The organism is Pseudogulbenkiania sp. NH8B (assembly GCF_000283535.1).
In the GTDB taxonomy this organism is placed as follows: Bacteria; Pseudomonadota; Gammaproteobacteria; order Burkholderiales; family Chromobacteriaceae; genus Pseudogulbenkiania; species Pseudogulbenkiania ferrooxidans.
In genome coordinates this window covers 913667-930187 of sequence record NC_016002.1, presented here as the reverse complement: position 1 = coordinate 930187, position 16521 = coordinate 913667, and the positions used below count along the sequence as shown (strand labels likewise).

Here is a 16521-nt window from a genome sequence, read left to right as displayed (position 1 = left end):
GCCGGCCCGCGCTCTTGGCGCCGTCTTCGGCCAACCTGTGCGCGTCAGCGCACGTCGGCGCCGCGCTCGGCGAGCAAGAGGCGCAGCACCGAGCGGTGGCAATGCGCCTCCTCGGCGCAGTAGCAGCCGACGGAGAAGCTGCTGTGGTGCGACAGCGCCGCCAACAGATCCAGCGTGCGGCTGTTCTCCGGCGTCGCCATCTCGGCACGGTACTGCTTGATGAAGGCTGCCCAGTCGCGGTCCGTCTTGGCCTGCTGCGCCAACTTCACCGTTTCCGCGCTGGGCGCCAGGTTCGGGTACCACACGTCGTACCAGTTCTGCGTGGCGAACTCGCTCTTCGGCACACCCCGCGGCGGGCGCCGCACCGTGCCGATGCGCAACCCTTCGTCCTGCCGCCGCTCGCTACCCAATCTGACGATATACACCGGCATCGTATCCTCCCTCCCCGATCAAGTGCCCGGCCCTCAGCCCGGCCGCGGCGCGAACAGGATGATCGCCATGCCGGCCAGGGTCACCGCGCTGCCCGCCACGTCCCACAGCGAGGGACGGATGCCGTCCACCGCCCACAGCCAGCCCAGCGCCACCGCCACGTAGACCCCGCCATAGGCGGCATAAACCCGTCCCGCCGCCTGGGGATGCAGGGTCAAGAGCCAGGCGAACACCGTCAGGCTCAGCGCCGCCGGCAGCAGGCACCAGGCCGGCGCCGACTTCTTCAGCCAGAGATACGGCAGATAGCAGCCGATGATTTCGGCCAGCGCCGTGGCGATGTACAAGGCGAGGGTTTTGGCGATCACAACCATGCGAATCCCGATCAATGGCAACCCGGCAGCATAGGCGCGGGCCGGCCCGTGGCGCAAGCTGCGCCAGCGCTCACAGCGCCCGACCGTCGAAGTGCTTGACCGTGAGCGTGTCCAGATCGACGTCGTCGAGGCAGCGCACGTTGACCGCCGCCATCGCGTTCCCGGCCGGGTCGCGTCCCTCGCCAAACGGGTGCATGCCGCAGGTCGGACAGAAATGGTGCTGGATGACGTGCTTGTTGAAGGTGTAGGTGCTCATGTCCGCCTCCGGCGTCAGCAAGCGCAGTTGCTGGCGCGGCACGAACCACATCAGCGCCCCCTTGCGGCGACAGATAGAACAGTTGCAAGACATGACCTGGCCGAGATCGCCTTCCACGTCGAAGGCGATCCGCCCGCAATGACAGCTTCCATGGTAAATCATGATGTAGCTCCTTCAATGTCCAACTCTTCAGGCTCATGGCCGCGCTGCGCGGCCTCGTCAGACGTGGCGTCTATCAGCACCAAGACCATGATGCTGACGATTTACACATCCTGCGGACCGATCGCCATGAACGGATTCCATGCCACTTCCCAGAGATGGCCATCCGGATCGGCGAAATAGCCGCTATAGCCTCCCCAGAAGGCATCTTGTGCCGGTTTCACCAATCGCGCGCCGGCATTCAGCGCCTGCTCCAGCACCTGATCGACCTCTTCCCGCGTCGACACATTGTGGGCCAGGGCACAGCCGCGAAAACCGCTACCCTCGGCCGGCACCGTGGCGTCTTCGGCCAGCGCCGTCCACGGATACAGGGCCAGCCAGGTGCCGTGGAGCGCAAAGAAGGCGACGCCGGCCGCCTCCATCGGATAGCGCGGCAGACCCAGCCCCTGCTCGTAGAACCGGGTGGCACGGTCGAGGTCGCCGACACCCAGCGTCAGCATGCTGATTCGCGGTTTCATGGTTTTCTCCCTGGCTTGACGATGGCTGGCGCGCCCGCTTACAGCTCCCCATACACCGGCTCGCAACGCACTTCGGTCTTGACCGAGTTGGCGATGAAGCACTCCTCGTGCGCCTCGTGATGCATCTGGTCGAGCTGCTCCCGCGTGGGGAGACGCTCCCCGGAAAACGTCACCTCCGGCCGCAACGTAACCATCGTCATGGCCATCTTGCCAGCCGCATTCTTGGCCATGACGCCGACGGCCGCATCGAAGTAGCGCTCGACACAGAACGCGCGCCTGGCGGCGATCGACAGGAACCACAGCATGTGGCAGCTCGACAGCGAGGCCACGAACGCCTCCTCCGGATCGACGGCGGAGGCGTCGGACATCGGGACGGGAACGACGTGCGGGGACGACGAACCAGGCACTTCCACGCCGCTGTCGAAGCGCAAAACATGGCGGCGGCTGTAACGGTTGCCGAGGAAATCCTGCTCGCCGCGCTGCCAAAGGACTTCGGCGGTGTACTGGGCCATTCTCTGCTCCTGGGAAATGAACGTTAGGCAGCTGGCAACAGCGACACAGCGACCAGCCAATGGGCATGCCAGTTTAGCGCCGGTTCACCCCTCTGGCCCGTCAAAGCGGCACGTGCCCGCATGCAACGTCATCGGCCAACTTCACGGGGAAGTCAACGGATGAAATGCGAGGCTGCACACTCTCCGCCGGCGGGGGGCGTTTCCAAACAAGCCACCCCGTCGTAGGCACGCTGCAAGGCGGCGATGTCGAGCTTCTTCATCTGCAACAGGGCGGTCATGACGCGCTCGGATTTTGCATAATCGGCATCGCTCAGCATCTTGGGTAGCGCCGTCGGCACCACCTGCCAGGACACGCCGTACTGGTCCTTGAGCCAGCCGCATTGCTGCGCCGCTTCATCCCCGCCGGCGGACAGCCTCTCCCAGTAGTAGTCCACCTCATCCTGCGTCTCGCAGCTGACCTGGAACGACACGGCCTCGTTGAAGGTGAATACCGGTCCACCGTTGAGGGCGGTGAAGGCCTGCCCATCCAGCTCGAACTCCACGGTCAGGACCGACCCCGCCGGCCGGCCGTGAATCTCATGCCCCGCCTCGCCGTAGCGGGTCAGGCTGACGATCCGTGAGTTCTTGAAGATGGCGGTGTAATACCCAGCCGCCTGTTCGGCCTGGTCGTCAAACCACAGGCAGGGGGTGATCCGTTGCATGCTTGCCATGGTGCGTCTCCTAACCGAGTCTCAGCACGACGGTGAATGGTCGTGACTACCAGCTTAGACCTCTACGGCGAGTAGGACGCCATTGAAACCTCCACACTCCCCTTCACACTCGTTAGTGGCGGCGGCTGGAGAGTGGTACGTCAGCGCTTGGCCGTGGCCAGTGCGGCGCCGAAGCACACGAACGTCACCCCGGCCGTCTTGTTGACCACGCGGCCACCGCGTTCGGACACCAGCCAGCCCTTGGCACGCTTGGCAAATAGCGCGTAAGAACAGTGAATGACGACAACCAGGGAGCTGTAGGTCAGCACCAGCGTGGCAAACTGAATCGGGTAGCTCCTGGCCGGATCGATGAACAGGGGAAACACCGAGAGAAAGAAGAAAATTGCCTTCGGGTTGGTGAGCTGCAGGGATAGCCCCTCAAGAAAGCGCTTGCCGAAACTCGCCTCGTATACCGACTGCTCCGCGAACCGGAACGGAGGCGCCCGCCAAAGCCGAATACCGAGGTAGATGAGATAAGCGGCACCGATGAGCTTGAGGACGGTAAAAGCCAGCGCCGAGGCGGCAAGCAGTACCCCGAGGCTGGTGGCCGAAATCGCCGCGACCGCCAGCGCCCCACAGGCAATCCCCAGAATGCCGCCAAAGGTGCCGCGCATGCCATAGCGCAGGGCATTGCTGAGCGTCATGACGACACCTGGGCCGGGGCTGAACACCGTGGCGGTGGCCATCAGCAGGAAAAGCGAGTAAAGCTTCATGGAGATTCCTTGGGCGGTATTTGGTCATGACGGCTCGAAAAGAGGAGCCATCTCAAAAAAGGGCTGAAGTTACAGCCTCGGCCCGACGAATAAGGCCATACGGCGCAGCACAGGTAGCCTACTTCGCCCGCCTTTGCCTTGCCTTCACGGCGGAGACATTGAAGTCAACCGCGGCCCGGATGAGCGCCTTGAACGCATCCGTGTCGATCTCCTCTCCCTCATGGATATCAATCGCGCGCCTTGTGTTTCCGTCGAGGCTCGAGTTGAAGAGCTTGGCAGGGTCCTGCAGTGACGCCCCCTTGGCAAAGGTCAACTTCACGATCGACTGGTAAGACTCGCCGGTGCAGATGATCCCGTCGTGCGACCATACGGGCGTGCCCATCCATTTCCACTCCTCCACGACGTCCGGGTCGGCCTCTTTGATGAGCTGGCGCATCCGGCTCAAGGCCGCCCCGCGCCAGTCCCCGAGTTCGGCGATTCGTTGGTCGATCAGCTCGGATGCGGGATGGCCCTCGGTCGAATCCAGTTTTTTCATGCTCTCTTCCCTAGCTTGTCGCTCCCACCAGCCTGTCAGGCTGCAGACGCCGGCTCAGGCGAGTGGCAAGCAATGCCGATTTTGTTGCCGTCAGGATCGCGGAAGTAGGCGCCAAAGTAATGCTCGTGGTACTCGGGCCTTAGGCCAGGAGCGCCTTCACATAAGCCTCCGTTAGCCAACGCGACTTTATAGGCCTCTGCAACCATTGGCCGGCTTTCAGCGAGAAAGGCCACCATTTGACCATTGCCTGGCGAGTGGGGCTGTTGGTTGTAGGGAGAGCCGATCAGGAAGAGCGGCCTAGGCTCGTCAGGGCGCTGCCAACCCGCCCAAGGGCGGCTTCGATCACAAAAGCGAAGCTTGATGCCGAGGGTAGCCATGAGCGGTTCATAAAAAGCCAATGCGCGGTCGAAGTCACTCACGCCGATAAAGATATGGGAGAACATCCAGCGCCTCTTTAAGTGTGAATATCCGACGTTTGGCATGAGCGGCAGCCGATGGGCGCAGCCCCTTGGAGTCCATATTAAGAGGCGCTAGGCAACACATACGCCTACGGCTTCCTGACTGTTTCAACATGGCGAGTAAAATTATTCAAAATGGCCTGCCACCCGTCGCGTTGCTGTTCGATGGAATGCGATGGCTCACTATCGAAAGTCACGCGAACCACAACACCTTTTGGGCTATCCGCAAATTCAACCTGCGCGGTGCGATCGCCAAAGGAATATTCGATCAGCTTGTGTGCCACCACAGCAGTATAGGTTCCGGCAAAATCGAACCCCACGCTGCCATCCTTGGCTTCCATTCGTGACGAGAAGATACCGCCGACGCGCAAATCCACTGTGGCCGAGGTGGTATGCCAATCATCAGACGCCGCGTTCCACTGCTTGATATCCTCGGGAGTTGTGTATGCGTGCCAAACTTTCTCGATGGGGGCCGCGACGGTGGTTTCAACAGTGATTTTCATGACGAGCGTCCTTCTTGGTTCGGGGCAATTAGATTTGGCGATGTGGAGCCCCGGTGTACTCAAGCTAGAAGACGTATTTTTTACGTCATCATCCAGAATGCATGGCAACAATCATGCTGGCCATGATTGCCACAGAACTATTTATGGCATAAGAGTGCGAAATAACTACCGAGAAATACGTCATATCCCCACCTCTTCGCAAGCTGCTTGATCAAGTGCGCAGCCGCATCCACCTCTTTGATAGCACATCGCCCATCGTCCAAGACAGATATGGCGAACGTTGGGCTTCATTGCATGAAGCCCAACCTAGCGTGCTGTCCGTGTTGAACGCCTTGTTATGCACACGCTCTCTAACCCTGAGCTGCGCCTTGTTTTTTAGGGAGCTGGGGGTTCATAAAATCCCACGTTGCGGCACTTGCCACATAGAAATCTAACTTGGGTACATAGCGCGATGCTTCGTTCAACGTGCCCGCCTTTATACCCAGCATGCCGGGAAGATTGCTGAACTTTGCGAATAATTGTGAGCCGCAATTCGGGCAGAAGCCTCTTTTGTGAACATTTCCGCTGTCGGCCGTTGATTCGTAATATCTTGCCTCGCCGGAAACAACAACGTCTTTCGCGTGGAAAAGCATTGCAGGAATAAACGCACCACCTGAAGCCCTTTGGCAGTCTTTGCAGTGACAGTTTCCAGAAAATAATGGCTCGGCATCGATTGAATAGTGGATTGCGCCACAAAGACACTGCCCGGTGTATTTTGAATTCATATTTAAATCCATGCTGGTTGGTAACGCGCATAACTAGAAGTAGACGTCCAATAAAAACGTATTTTTTACGTCACCATCTGGACAGCTTGCCACATCACCACCTATGACGGAAGAGTAGGCAGCCCATCCCCAAGCAGTCCCTTCCTCCTCCACACCGCAGAACCATCAGCTGCCAACAGACTGAGCCCCACCCCAAACAAAACACCCCCGCCTGCAGCGCAAGCGGGGGTGTGGATTTGGCCTTCGGCCAACGTTGGCCGAAGAGTTCAGCGTGCGTTCAACAACACGCCATCAGGCGGTGGCGACCGGAATCTTGCCGATCTTGACGCGCCATTCGGCCGGGCCGGTGTTGTGCACCGAGGTGCCACAGGAATCCACCGCCACGGTCACCGGCATGTCCTTCACTTCGAACTCGTAGATGGCTTCCATGCCGAGGTCTTCGAAGCCGACCACCTTGGAGGCCTTGATCGCCTTGGAGACGAGGTAGGCGGAGCCGCCGACGGCCATCAGGTACACCGCCTTGTTGTCCTTGATCGCCTCGATCGCCGCCGGGCCGCGCTCGGCCTTGCCGATCATGCCCAGCAGGCCGGTCTGTTCCAGCATCTGGCGGGTGAACTTGTCCATGCGGGTGGCGGTGGTGGGGCCGGCCGGGCCGACCACTTCGTCACGCACCGGGTCAACCGGGCCGACGTAGTAGATGAAGCGGTTGGTGAAGTCCACCGGCAGCTTCTCGCCCTTGTTCAGCATGTCGATCATGCGCTTGTGTGCGGCGTCGCGGCCGGTGAGGATCTTGCCGTTCAAGAGCAGCACGTCGCCCGGCTGCCAGCTGGCCACTTCTTCCTTGGTGATCTTGTCCAGATCGACGCGCTTGCCGTTGCTGGTGTCGTAGGTGATTTCCGGCCAGTCTTCCAGCTTCGGTGTTTCGAGGTGGGCCGGGCCGCTGCCATCCAGGTGGAAATGGATGTGGCGGGTGGCGGCGCAGTTCGGGATCATCGCGACCGGCAGCGACGCGGCGTGGGTCGGGTAGTCCAGTATCTTGACGTCGAGCACGGTGGTGAGACCGCCCAGACCCTGGGCGCCGATGCCCAGCGCGTTGACCTTCTCGAAGATTTCCAGGCGCAGCGCTTCGACCTTGGTCAGTTCCGCGCCGCTGTCGGCCTTGGCCTTCAGCTCGTGGATGTCGACGTGGTCCATCAGCGATTCTTTGGCCAGCAGCATCGCCTTTTCCGGGGTGCCGCCGATGCCGATGCCGAGGATGCCCGGCGGACACCAGCCGGCGCCCATGGTCGGCACGGTCTTGATGACCCAGTCGACGATGGAGTCGGACGGGTTGAGCGCGTAGAACTTGGATTTGTTCTCCGAGCCACCGCCCTTGGCGGCACAGATTACCTCGACGCCGTCGCCTTCGACGATCTCGAAGTGCACCACGGCCGGGGTGTTGTCCTTGGAATTCTTGCGCAGGCCGGCCGGGTCGAGCAGCACGGAGGCGCGCAGCTTGTTGTCCGGGTTGTTGTAGGCGCGGCGCACGCCTTCGTTGACCATCTCCTGTACCGACAGCTCGGCGTCCCACTGCACCTTCATGCCGACTTTCAGGAACACCACGGCAATACCGGTATCCTGGCAGATCGGGCGGCGGCCTTCGGCGCACATGCGGCTGTTGATCAGGATCTGGGCCATGGCGTCCTTGGCCGCCGGGCTTTCTTCGTGCTGATACGCCTTGTACAGCGCGTCGATGTAGTCTTTCGGGTGGTAGCAGCTGATGTACTGGAAGGCATCCGCGATGCTCTGGATGAAGTCTTCCTGACGGATGATGGTCATGAGGCTGTCTCGCAAAAACGTGGGGTGATGACGAGTGGCCAGCGGGCTGGCCGCGGGAGCCGCCAAGAGCAGCCGTCCGACGGGAGCGCGATACGGCTGGTCTTAGCGGCCCAGCCGCCGATTGTAACACCGTTCCGGCCCCGGCTTCTGCCTTGTCGCCCCCATGACAGGCTGCTAGGCTTCATGAAGCACCTGTTCACGATCTTGCTGGACGTCTCTGGGCGTGATCCCGCAGACCGGAGAGCACCAGCCGGCGTTCATCGACGATGGGTTTCGCTACGCTCCCCCATCCTACGCTCTACCTCGATCCACGATCCGCTCTCGACATATCGTGAAGCAGGTTCGGAAAATGCTTCTCGTGCAGGAGAGACTGTCATGTCCGTCCGTATGGAACGCGATACCTTCGGCGAGATCGCCGTCCCGGCCAAGCGGCTGTGGGGTGCCCAGACCCAGCGTTCGCTGGAAAACTTCCGTATCTCGAGCGAGAAAATGCCGCCCGAACTGATCGAGGCGCTGGCCCAGGTGAAGCGTGCCGCGGCCGGGGTCAACGCCGAGCTCGGCCTCCTGGCACCCGAGCTGGCGGGGGCGATCGAGGCCGCCGCCGGCGAAGTGATCGACGGGCAGCATCCGGACGAGTTTCCGCTGGCGGTGTGGCAGACCGGCTCGGGCACGCAATCCAACATGAACATGAACGAGGTACTGGCCAACCGCGCCAGCGAGCTGATGGGCGGCGAGCGCGGCGAGGCGCGCCTGGTGCACCCGAACGACCACGTCAACCGCGGCCAGTCGTCCAACGACGTGTTCCCCACCGCGATGCACGTGGCGGCGGTGGCGGCGCTCGAGCAACGCCTGCTGCCGGCGCTGGACGCGCTGGCCAGGACGTTAGCGGAGAAGTCGCTGGCGTTCACCGGCATCGTCAAGATCGGCCGCACCCACCTGCAGGATGCCACGCCGCTGACGCTGGGGCAGGAGTTCTCCGGCTACGTGGCGCAGCTGGCACACTGCCGGCGCCATCTCGAAGACGCGCTGCCGCACCTGTGTGAACTGGCGCTCGGCGGCACCGCGGTCGGCACCGGGCTCAACGCGCACCCGGAATTCGCGGTGCGCGTGGCGCAAAGGTTGGCCGAAGACACCGGCCTACCCTTCGTCACCGCTCCCAACAAGTTCGAGGCGCTGGCGACGCACGACGCGCTGGTGCACGGCCACGGCGCGCTGAAGACGCTGGCCGCTGCGCTGATGAAGCTCGCCAACGACGTGCGCTGGCTGGCCAGCGGGCCGCGTTGCGGCATCGGCGAGATCACCATCCCGGAGAACGAGCCCGGCAGCTCCATCATGCCGGGCAAGGTCAACCCGACGCAGAGCGAAGCGCTGACCATGGTCTGCGCCCAGGTGCTGGGCAACGATGTGGCGGTCAACATCGGCGGCGCCAGCGGCAACTTCGAGCTCAACGTGTTCAAGCCGCTGATCATCCACAACTTCCTGCAGAGCGTGCGCCTGCTGGCCGACGGCATGACCAGCTTCAACGAGCACTGCGCAGCCGGCATCGAACCGAACCGCGCCCGCATCGACGAGCTGCTGGAAAAATCGCTGATGCTGGTGACGGCGCTCAATCCGCACATCGGCTACGACAAGGCGGCGGCCATCGCCAAGAAAGCGCACCAGGAAGGGCTGACGCTGCGCGAGGCGGCGCTGGCCAGCGGCTTCGTGACGGCGGAACAGTTCGACGCCTGGGTGAAGCCACAGGACATGGTGGGCTGAGCGCAGCCCGGCCGACGCTTAGAGCCTGTTTACGATCTCGCGAGCGAGAGCGAGACAAGGCAAAAATGGCTGAGGAAGCGGAGCTTACAAGGGGTAAATGAGCATTCCGAAGTCGTTTTAACGCCATATCGCCGACGCGCCGCAGATCGCAAACAGGTTCTTACGCCGGCACCCCCAGGATCACGCTCGAGGCCTTGAAGATCGCCGTGGCAGTCTTGCCCACAGCAAGGTCGAGTGCCTGGCTGCTGTCGTTGGTGACGATGGCGGCCACGGCGATGCCGCCGGGCAGATCGATCACCACTTCGGTGTTCACCGCTCCGGGCACGATGCGCGCGATAGTGCCGCTCAGACGATTGCGCGCGGAGAAGCGGGCGCCTTCGCCATCGGTCAGCACGATCACCGACGACGACTTCACCAGCGCAAACGCCTCGGCCCCCGGACGCAAGCCCAACCCTTCGGTGCTTTCATGCGTGACCGTGGCCACGATCGTCTGCCCGCCCGTCACTTCCAGCTCGATTTCGTCGTTGACGGCGCCGTGCTTCACGGCGACGACCTTGCCCAGGAACTGGTTGCGGGCGCTGGTTTTCATGTTCATTCTCCTGATCAGGACATAATCGTCGGCAAGGCTCTCGGCCTGCCGCCCCAACTGCTCGATGAAACGGCGGTGCTCGCGCTCGATGATGCGGAAGTTCTCCACCAGTTGCTCACCGCGCGGCGTCAGGCGCGTGCCGCCGCCGCCCTTGCCGCCCACCAGCCGCTCCACCAACGGCTCGCCGGCCAGGTTGTTCATGGCGTCGATGGCGTCCCACGCCGCCTTGTAACTCATCTTGATGGCCTTGGCGGCCCGGGTGATGGAGCCGCATTCGGCGATCTTGGCCAGCAATTCGATACGTCCGGCCCCACCGAAATTCTCGCCGCCCACCGTCATCCACACCGAACCGCACAAGGCAATGCTGTTGTCTTTCGTGTCCATGGCGTCCTAGCACCCTCGCCTGTCTGAATCGGAAAAGCCCGCACGCTGCCCCAGACCCGTAGCACCTCCCGCCGCCGCCGCGCCAGCACGCGCGGCCGCCAGCTCGGCGAACAGGAAGGATTTCCAGCTCCGGCGGGCGGGGTTGCGTCGCGACAGCGACGGGAAATAGCGCACCAGGAGCCGCGACACCGCCTCCCGCCCGCTCAGCCCCAGGTCCACCGACAACGGCCGCTCGCCAAAGCAAGCCGCCGCCACGGCGCGTGCCAGCCACTCGGCTTCCGCCTCCGGCACATCGGGCGCGCGGTGCGCCCCCAGCAGGGCGACCAGCTCGGCAAAGCCGGCGGGCGTCGCGGCGCGGATGCTGGCGTAATCCGGTTCCGGCATCGGCTCCAGACGGTCCAGCTCGGGAAAGCGCTGCGCCAGCATCGCCAGCAGCGCCGCCTGCGGCAGACCGAGGGTCCAGGCGAACAGCGGCAAGTCGCCGTCCTGAGCATGGCGCAGCACGCCGGCGATCGCCCGGTCCAACAACGCCGACTCGTCACGGGGCAGCGGCGCCGTGGCCGTGGAGAGAGAAAGAGCACTCATGTCGCGAGCCTTTCTGTTGTCGAGGTGGGTGGGTAGGTCATGGGACAGCGCAGCCGGCCCGTCCGCCGGCGCCGGGCCGAGGGAACGCGGGTCAACACGCTCGGGCCGGCAGCACACCCGGCTGCTGGCACGCCTCGGCGGAAGCGATCATGCCGTCGTGCAGCGCCAGCACCTGCTCGCCGAACACCGCCACGTCCTCCGGATCGTGCGTGATCAGCACCATCGGCACCTGCAGGCGGCGCTGCAGTTCGTCCAGCTCCTCCCGCATCCGCTGGCGCAACAGGGGGTCGAGCGCGGCAAACGGCTCGTCCAGCAGCAGCGCCCGGGGGTCGGCCACCAGCGCCCGCGCCAGCGCGGTGCGCTGGCGCTGCCCGCCGGACAGTTCGCCGGGCATCTGGTGGGCGAGGTGGCTCAGATGCAACGCCTCCAGCCAGTAATCGACCGCCTCGCTCTTCTCGGCAGCGCGCGGGTTGAACCAGCCGCGCTTCAGGCCGAAGCCGATGTTCTGGCGCACGCTCAGGTGCGGGAACAGCGCGTAGTCCTGGAACAGGTAGCCCACCTTGCGCGCCTGCGGCGCAAGGTCGATGCCGGCGCCGGCGTCGAACAGGGTCTCGCCGTCGAGGCGGATATGGCCGTGGTCGGGCCGCATCAGCCCGGCGATCGCCTTCAGCGTCAGGCTCTTGCCCGAACCGGACGGCCCGAAGATGACGATGCGCTGGCTCACCGACTGAAAGCGGACCTGCAACTGGAAGGTGCGCTTGCCGGAATGCAGGGTTTTGCGGATATCGATATCGAGCTGCATGCACGGCTCTCCTACTGGTTGGCGATGCGGCCGGGGGCCAGACGGCCCGCCGCCAGCAGCACCACCATGCACACCACCGAGGTGATCAGCACCAGGGTGTTGGCCACGTCGTCCTGCCCGGCCTGCACCGCCTCGTACACGGCGATCGACAGGGTTTGCGTCTTGCCCGGGATGCTGCCCGCCACCATCAGCGTCGCGCCGAACTCGCCCAACGCCCGGGCGAAGGCCAGCAGCACCCCGGCCAGGATGCCGCGCCAGGCCAGCGGCAAGGTGACGCGGAAGAAGATCGCGGTCTCCGAGACGCCCAGCACCCGCGCCGCCTGCTCGAGCTGGCCGTCGACCGCCTCGAACGCCGCCCGCGCCGGCTTGAACACCAGCGGAAAGGCCACGAGGGAGGCGGCGATCACCGCGCCCTGCCAGGTAAAGATCAGATTGATGCCGAAGCTGTCGTGCAGCCAGGCGCCCAGCCAGCCGCGCCGTCCCACCAGCACTAGCAGGTAGAAGCCCAGCACCGTGGGCGGCATCACCATCGGCAGGGTCAGCACGGTGTCGAGCAGGTCGCGCCCGACGAAGCGCCCCCGCGCCAGCAGGAAGCCCACGCCCACGCCGAGCAGCAGGTTGAGCAGCGTGGCGCAGCCGGCCACCTTCAATGACAGCGCCAGCGCCGTCCATGCCGATTCCATGTGTCCTCGCTCAGGGCTTCAAGAACCCGTACTTGCCCAGGATCGCCTGCCCGGCCGGGGACAGCACGTAGGTGACGAAACGCCGGGCTTCGTCGCCATTGGCGCCGCCGGCGGTTTTGGCGATCGGGTAACGGATGGCGAGGTCGAGCGGCACCGAGAGCGCCACTTTCACCTTGTCCTTCATGATGGCGGCGTCGGTGCCGTAGACGAAACCGGCATCGACCTCGCCGCGCGCCACGTAGTCCAGCGACTGGCGCACGTTCTGGGTCGTGACCGCCTTGGTTTCCAGCACCGGCCACAGCCTGGCGGCCTCCAGCGCGTGCCGGGTGTAGCGGCCGACCGGGACGCTGGCCGGGTTGCCGATGGCGATCTTCTGCACGCCGCCCTGGTTCAGGTCCTCCAGCCGCTTGAGCGCCAGCTTGCTGTCGCCGGGCACGATCAGCACCAGGCTATTGCGCACGAAATCATGCCGCTCGCTCGCCGCCACCAGCTTCTGCTGCACGGCCTGGTCCATGGTTTCCTGATCGGCCGAAGCGAACACGTCGACGGGGGCGCCCTTGGCCATCTGCTGCAGCAGCGCGCCCGAGGCGCCGAAGTTGAGCAACACCTTGGAACCCGGATACTTGGCCTCGTAACCCTGAGCGATGTCCTTGAAGGCGTTGGTGAGGCTGGCGGCGGCGGACACCGTGAGCTCGCCGGCGTACACCAGGCCGGTGACGGCAACGATGGCGGCGGCGGCCAGAAGGCGTTTCAGCAGCGGGAGTGGCATCTCGGTCTCCGAGTCATGTATCGATTGAGCGTAATATACAGCAATATATCACGCCATCGAAAACCCTCGCCGCAGAAGCTGATTTACATCAAGGAAGGCGTTGGCTGACGCGACCCCAGCCACGCCGGAGGCGCGCGATACAGGGCGAAACGGCCGGATCAGTGGGGAAAAGGTGGACGATGCCGACCCTTACGGGAGGCCGGCCGGGACGCCCTCAGTCGTCCCGCGTCAACACTTCCAACAACTCGATTTCGAAAATGAGGTTGGAGTTGGGCTTGATGTGGGCGCCGATCTGCCGATCGCCGTAGGCGAGATGGGCCGGCACGAAGAGCTTGCGCTTGCCGCCGACCTTCATCCCCATCAGGCCCTGATCCCAGCCCTTGATCACCCGCCCGGTGCCGATGACGCACTGGAAGGGGCGGCCGCGATCGTACGAGGAGTCGAACTTGGTGCCGTCCTCGAGAAAACCGTTGTACTGGGTAGTGATCAAGGCGCCTTTGACCACCTCCTTGCCGTTGCCCGGTTGAATGTCCACAACCTGTAATTCGTTACTCATCAAGCACTCTCGTTGATTCGGTCATCGGTCAATGCTGCACGCAGCACGTTGGCCGAAATTGTAGCGCATCTTGCACCGCCGTCGCCGCAGCGGGCAGCGCCAAGGGTGCGCTCAGGCCCGGGGGGCATTGAAACGCGCTTCGGCCTCGCGGAACAGCGTTTTGACCCGCTCCACGTCCCAAGGACGCTCGATCAGCGTTTCGTGGTCCCACTCGCTTCTCGGCCGGGCGGGGTGGAAGAAGTCGCCGCCGTACACGTGAATGGCGCAGGTCATCTTGCCGATGGGATTCAGCACCGAATGAATGATGTCGCGACCGAGTGTCGCTACCTCGCCGGCGCCGAGCGACTGGGCCCCGGCCGCCTCGATGCTGCCTGCCGTGCGGCGCCAGAACACGTTGTCTTCACGGCCGGAATAGATGCCGATCACGGAAAACATCTGGTGGTTATGCGGCATCAGGCTCATGCACGGCGCCCAGACGAAGTTGAGGATGGTGAGTTCCGGGCCGGCATAGAGCGGGGTAATGCCGGCATGCTGCGGCTCGCCCAACCCGGCCATCACGCCTTGTCCATCGCCCACCGCCGCCTGCACCAGCTCGCGAATGGCCCCCTGCCCGTCGGCCACCGCCTTCAGACAGTCCTGGATGAAGCGATCCTTGTCGAACATGATCTTTACCCTCCCCGGTTTCGCCCGATGGCCTGCCCTTTCAGGGTGGCACATGCCTCCCTGGTGAGAAAGGTTTTCGCGACGATCACGCCCGGGCGGGCCCACCCGGCGCGGCGGCCGGATCTCGAGTCGGTTGATGGCAGTCAATGTAAACAGCGCGCCGCTTCGCCACTATCACCTCACCAACATCAGCGGAGTAACCGAACATGCAGAACAGACTTCAAGGCAAGGTGGCCGTCGTCACCGGGGCCAGCAGCGGGATCGGTCGCGCGATCGTGACGCGGTACGTGGCGGAAGGCGCCAGCGTGGTCGCCTTCGCCCGCAACGCCGAGGCGCTCGCGGAACTCGCGGCGGCGCATCCCGGACAGGTGATCGCCGTCACCGGCGACGTGACGCGCCAGGAGGACTTGCAGCGGCTGGTCGAGGAAACCACCAGGCACGTCGGCAAGATCGACATCCTGGTTCCCAACGCCGGCATCGCGCGCGTGGTACCGTTTGCGGACAGCAGCGCCGAGGCGTTCAACACGCAATTCTCGGTCAACCTGTTCGGGGCCGCCGAAACCGCCCGGCTCTTTCTGTCGCACATCCGTCCGGGCGGAACGATCCAGTTCATCACCACCTTCCTCACCCAGGTCGGCTTTCCCGGGCTCGCCATCTACAGCGCCAGCAAGGCGGCGCTGAAGTCGCTGTCGCAGACGCTGGCGGCGGAACTGGCGCCCAGAGGCATCCGGGTGAACTGCATCGCCCCCGGCCCCATCGGCACCCCGCTGTGGGGCACGGTGGGTCTCCCGCCCGAGGTGCTCGGCCAGGTGGCGGAACAGGTCACCGCCAGGCTGATCCCCGGGGCGTTCGGCCAACCCGACGACATCGCCGAGACCTCGGTGTTCCTGGCGTCGGATGCAGCCAAAAACATCTACGGGCAGGAAATCGTGGTCGATGGCGGTTACACCATTGGCTAAGCGCAAGCGGCCTCCTATCCTGCTAGGAACGGAGGCCGGCTCGCGATGCCGCACGGCATCGCCATCGACCTCCCCGTTGTCACTGTCACACCGAGTATCGCCACCATGAGCTATCCCGCCTTTTTCGACGCCGTTCCCCCGATTCTGGTCCACGACAAGCTGGCCGGCCTGCTCGGCGCCAGCAGCGACGGCATGCTGACCTATCACTACGTCGATGCCGTGCGCCTGGCCGGCCACTCCTGCCCCACCGTGGCGAGCGCCTACCTGATGGCGAGGCGCGCGTTGCAAGTGTTGTTCCCCGACGACGTGCCGGAGCGCGGCGAGATCGACGTCTGCTTCGCCAAGTCGCAGGACGAGGGCGTGACCGGCGTCATCGCCAGCGTGATCGGCCTGATCACCGGTGCCGCCGGTCCGGGAGGGTTCAAGGGCATCGGGGGACGCTTCAAGCGGCACGACCTGCTGCATTTCGACGCCGCGATCGAGGGCGAGGTGCGCTTCCAGCGCAAGGACAACGGCGCCGCCGTGCAGCTTGGCGTCAACCTCGGCCGGGTACCTCCCAGCCCACTCAGTGGCCCCCTGCTGCAGCGGATCATGGCCGGCACCGCCACGTTGGCCGAAGCCCATGAATTCGCCGAACTCTGGCAAGCCCGGGTGAAGAAGATCCTGATCGAGCATGCGGACGACCCGGAGCTGATCGTCGTCAGGCTCTGAGCCTCCTCCATCTGGCATCACTGGCGCAGCAATGCCCAAGGGAGCCGCCATGGCACAGCGGCCCCCTCCTCTATTTCACGCCCGCACGGGCAGCATAGCGCCGCCACGCCTCCGCTTTTCCCGCTATCATGCCCAGTGCCCGACGCCGGGCGGGACGGGAGTGAACCGCCTGCCGACGGCCCGCGCGGCCTGCAGAGCTGCGTCCCCTGCCCAGCGATCTTGCCGGAAGGCGCCCGCTGCGTGTGCTCGCGCAGCGCCGCCCAAGACATCGCGGCGG

At 64.2% G+C, this 16521-nt stretch carries 22 protein-coding genes; 3 read left to right on the top strand and 19 right to left on the bottom strand.

The window, feature by feature from the left end; genetic code table 11:
- Positions 1-44: 44 nt before the first annotated feature.
- The 12 genes from NH8B_RS04410 to NH8B_RS04360 form a co-directional block, all read right to left on the bottom strand.
- Positions 45-431, bottom strand: a complete 387-nt coding sequence (locus tag NH8B_RS04410; RefSeq protein ID WP_008953179.1) for a DUF488 domain-containing protein — start codon at positions 429-431, stop codon at positions 45-47.
- Between the two features lie 33 nt (positions 432-464).
- Positions 465-800, bottom strand: coding sequence for a YnfA family protein (locus NH8B_RS04405; protein WP_041702823.1), 336 nt, complete (start codon positions 798-800; stop codon positions 465-467).
- 70 nt (positions 801-870) lie between these two features.
- Complete coding sequence (locus NH8B_RS04400; protein WP_008953181.1) at positions 871-1218, bottom strand: GFA family protein; 348 nt, start codon at positions 1216-1218, stop codon at positions 871-873.
- 101 nt (positions 1219-1319) lie between these two features.
- Positions 1320-1733 (bottom strand): VOC family protein, encoded by a 414-nt coding sequence (locus NH8B_RS04395; RefSeq protein ID WP_008953182.1) that lies wholly within the window; start codon positions 1731-1733, stop codon positions 1320-1322.
- Between the two features lie 38 nt (positions 1734-1771).
- Positions 1772-2245 carry an OsmC family protein gene (locus NH8B_RS04390; RefSeq protein ID WP_014086194.1) on the bottom strand — a complete coding sequence of 158 codons (474 nt, stop codon included), beginning with the start codon at positions 2243-2245 and terminating at the stop codon, positions 1772-1774.
- A 152-nt stretch (positions 2246-2397) separates the two neighbouring features.
- Positions 2398-2955 (bottom strand): VOC family protein, encoded by a 558-nt coding sequence (locus tag NH8B_RS04385; protein WP_014086193.1) that lies wholly within the window; start codon positions 2953-2955, stop codon positions 2398-2400.
- Positions 2956-3095: 140 nt separating this feature from the next.
- Positions 3096-3707: a LysE family translocator gene (locus NH8B_RS04380; RefSeq protein WP_014086192.1), complete on the bottom strand. Its 612-nt coding sequence runs from the start codon at positions 3705-3707 to the stop codon at positions 3096-3098.
- A gap of 118 nt (positions 3708-3825) precedes the next feature.
- Positions 3826-4242 (bottom strand): DUF1801 domain-containing protein, encoded by a 417-nt coding sequence (locus tag NH8B_RS04375; protein WP_014086191.1) that lies wholly within the window; start codon positions 4240-4242, stop codon positions 3826-3828.
- Between the two features lie 35 nt (positions 4243-4277).
- Positions 4278-4685, bottom strand: coding sequence for a VOC family protein (locus NH8B_RS04370; protein WP_014086190.1), 408 nt, complete (start codon positions 4683-4685; stop codon positions 4278-4280).
- 104 nt (positions 4686-4789) lie between these two features.
- Positions 4790-5203, bottom strand: coding sequence for an SRPBCC family protein (locus NH8B_RS04365; RefSeq protein ID WP_014086189.1), 414 nt, complete (start codon positions 5201-5203; stop codon positions 4790-4792).
- 350 nt (positions 5204-5553) lie between these two features.
- Positions 5554-5967, bottom strand: a complete 414-nt coding sequence (locus NH8B_RS20335; RefSeq protein ID WP_014086188.1) for a GFA family protein — start codon at positions 5965-5967, stop codon at positions 5554-5556.
- A 291-nt stretch (positions 5968-6258) separates the two neighbouring features.
- The gene (locus NH8B_RS04360) at positions 6259-7785 is read right to left on the bottom strand and encodes a fumarate hydratase (RefSeq protein WP_014086187.1); all 1527 of its coding nucleotides are present in this window, start codon (positions 7783-7785) and stop codon (positions 6259-6261) included.
- Between the two features lie 375 nt (positions 7786-8160).
- On the opposite strand from NH8B_RS04360, the gene fumC reads away from it, so the two are divergent.
- Complete coding sequence (gene fumC, locus NH8B_RS04355) at positions 8161-9543, top strand: class II fumarate hydratase (RefSeq protein ID WP_014086186.1); 1383 nt, start codon at positions 8161-8163, stop codon at positions 9541-9543.
- 160 nt (positions 9544-9703) lie between these two features.
- On the opposite strand, the gene NH8B_RS04350 is transcribed toward fumC, so the two are convergent.
- From NH8B_RS04350 to NH8B_RS04320, 7 genes are all read right to left on the bottom strand, one after another.
- The gene (locus NH8B_RS04350) at positions 9704-10516 is read right to left on the bottom strand and encodes a TOBE domain-containing protein (RefSeq protein ID WP_014086185.1); all 813 of its coding nucleotides are present in this window, start codon (positions 10514-10516) and stop codon (positions 9704-9706) included.
- 6 nt (positions 10517-10522) lie between these two features.
- The gene (locus NH8B_RS04345; protein ID WP_014086184.1) at positions 10523-11101 is read right to left on the bottom strand and encodes a nitrogen fixation protein NifQ; all 579 of its coding nucleotides are present in this window, start codon (positions 11099-11101) and stop codon (positions 10523-10525) included.
- A 91-nt stretch (positions 11102-11192) separates the two neighbouring features.
- Positions 11193-11903: an ABC transporter ATP-binding protein gene (locus NH8B_RS04340; RefSeq protein WP_014086183.1), complete on the bottom strand. Its 711-nt coding sequence runs from the start codon at positions 11901-11903 to the stop codon at positions 11193-11195.
- An 11-nt stretch (positions 11904-11914) separates the two neighbouring features.
- Entirely contained in the window at positions 11915-12586 is a 672-nt protein-coding gene (gene modB / locus NH8B_RS04335; protein WP_014086182.1) for a molybdate ABC transporter permease subunit, read from the bottom strand.
- A 10-nt stretch (positions 12587-12596) separates the two neighbouring features.
- A complete protein-coding gene (modA, locus tag NH8B_RS04330) occupies positions 12597-13355 on the bottom strand; it encodes a molybdate ABC transporter substrate-binding protein (protein WP_014086181.1) in 759 nt (252 codons plus the stop codon).
- Positions 13356-13569: 214 nt separating this feature from the next.
- Positions 13570-13911: an FKBP-type peptidyl-prolyl cis-trans isomerase gene (locus NH8B_RS04325; protein WP_014086180.1), complete on the bottom strand. Its 342-nt coding sequence runs from the start codon at positions 13909-13911 to the stop codon at positions 13570-13572.
- A 111-nt stretch (positions 13912-14022) separates the two neighbouring features.
- On the bottom strand, positions 14023-14574 hold the full coding sequence (locus NH8B_RS04320; protein ID WP_014086179.1) for a hypothetical protein: 552 nt from the start codon (positions 14572-14574) through the stop codon (positions 14023-14025).
- 206 nt (positions 14575-14780) lie between these two features.
- Between NH8B_RS04320 and NH8B_RS04315 the strand changes: the two genes are divergently transcribed.
- Entirely contained in the window at positions 14781-15533 is a 753-nt protein-coding gene (locus NH8B_RS04315; protein ID WP_014086178.1) for an SDR family NAD(P)-dependent oxidoreductase, read from the top strand.
- Positions 15534-15578: 45 nt separating this feature from the next.
- The gene (locus NH8B_RS04310; RefSeq protein ID WP_014086177.1) at positions 15579-16244 is read left to right on the top strand and encodes an FmdE family protein; all 666 of its coding nucleotides are present in this window, start codon (positions 15579-15581) and stop codon (positions 16242-16244) included.
- The last annotated feature ends 277 nt before the right edge of the window (positions 16245-16521 follow it).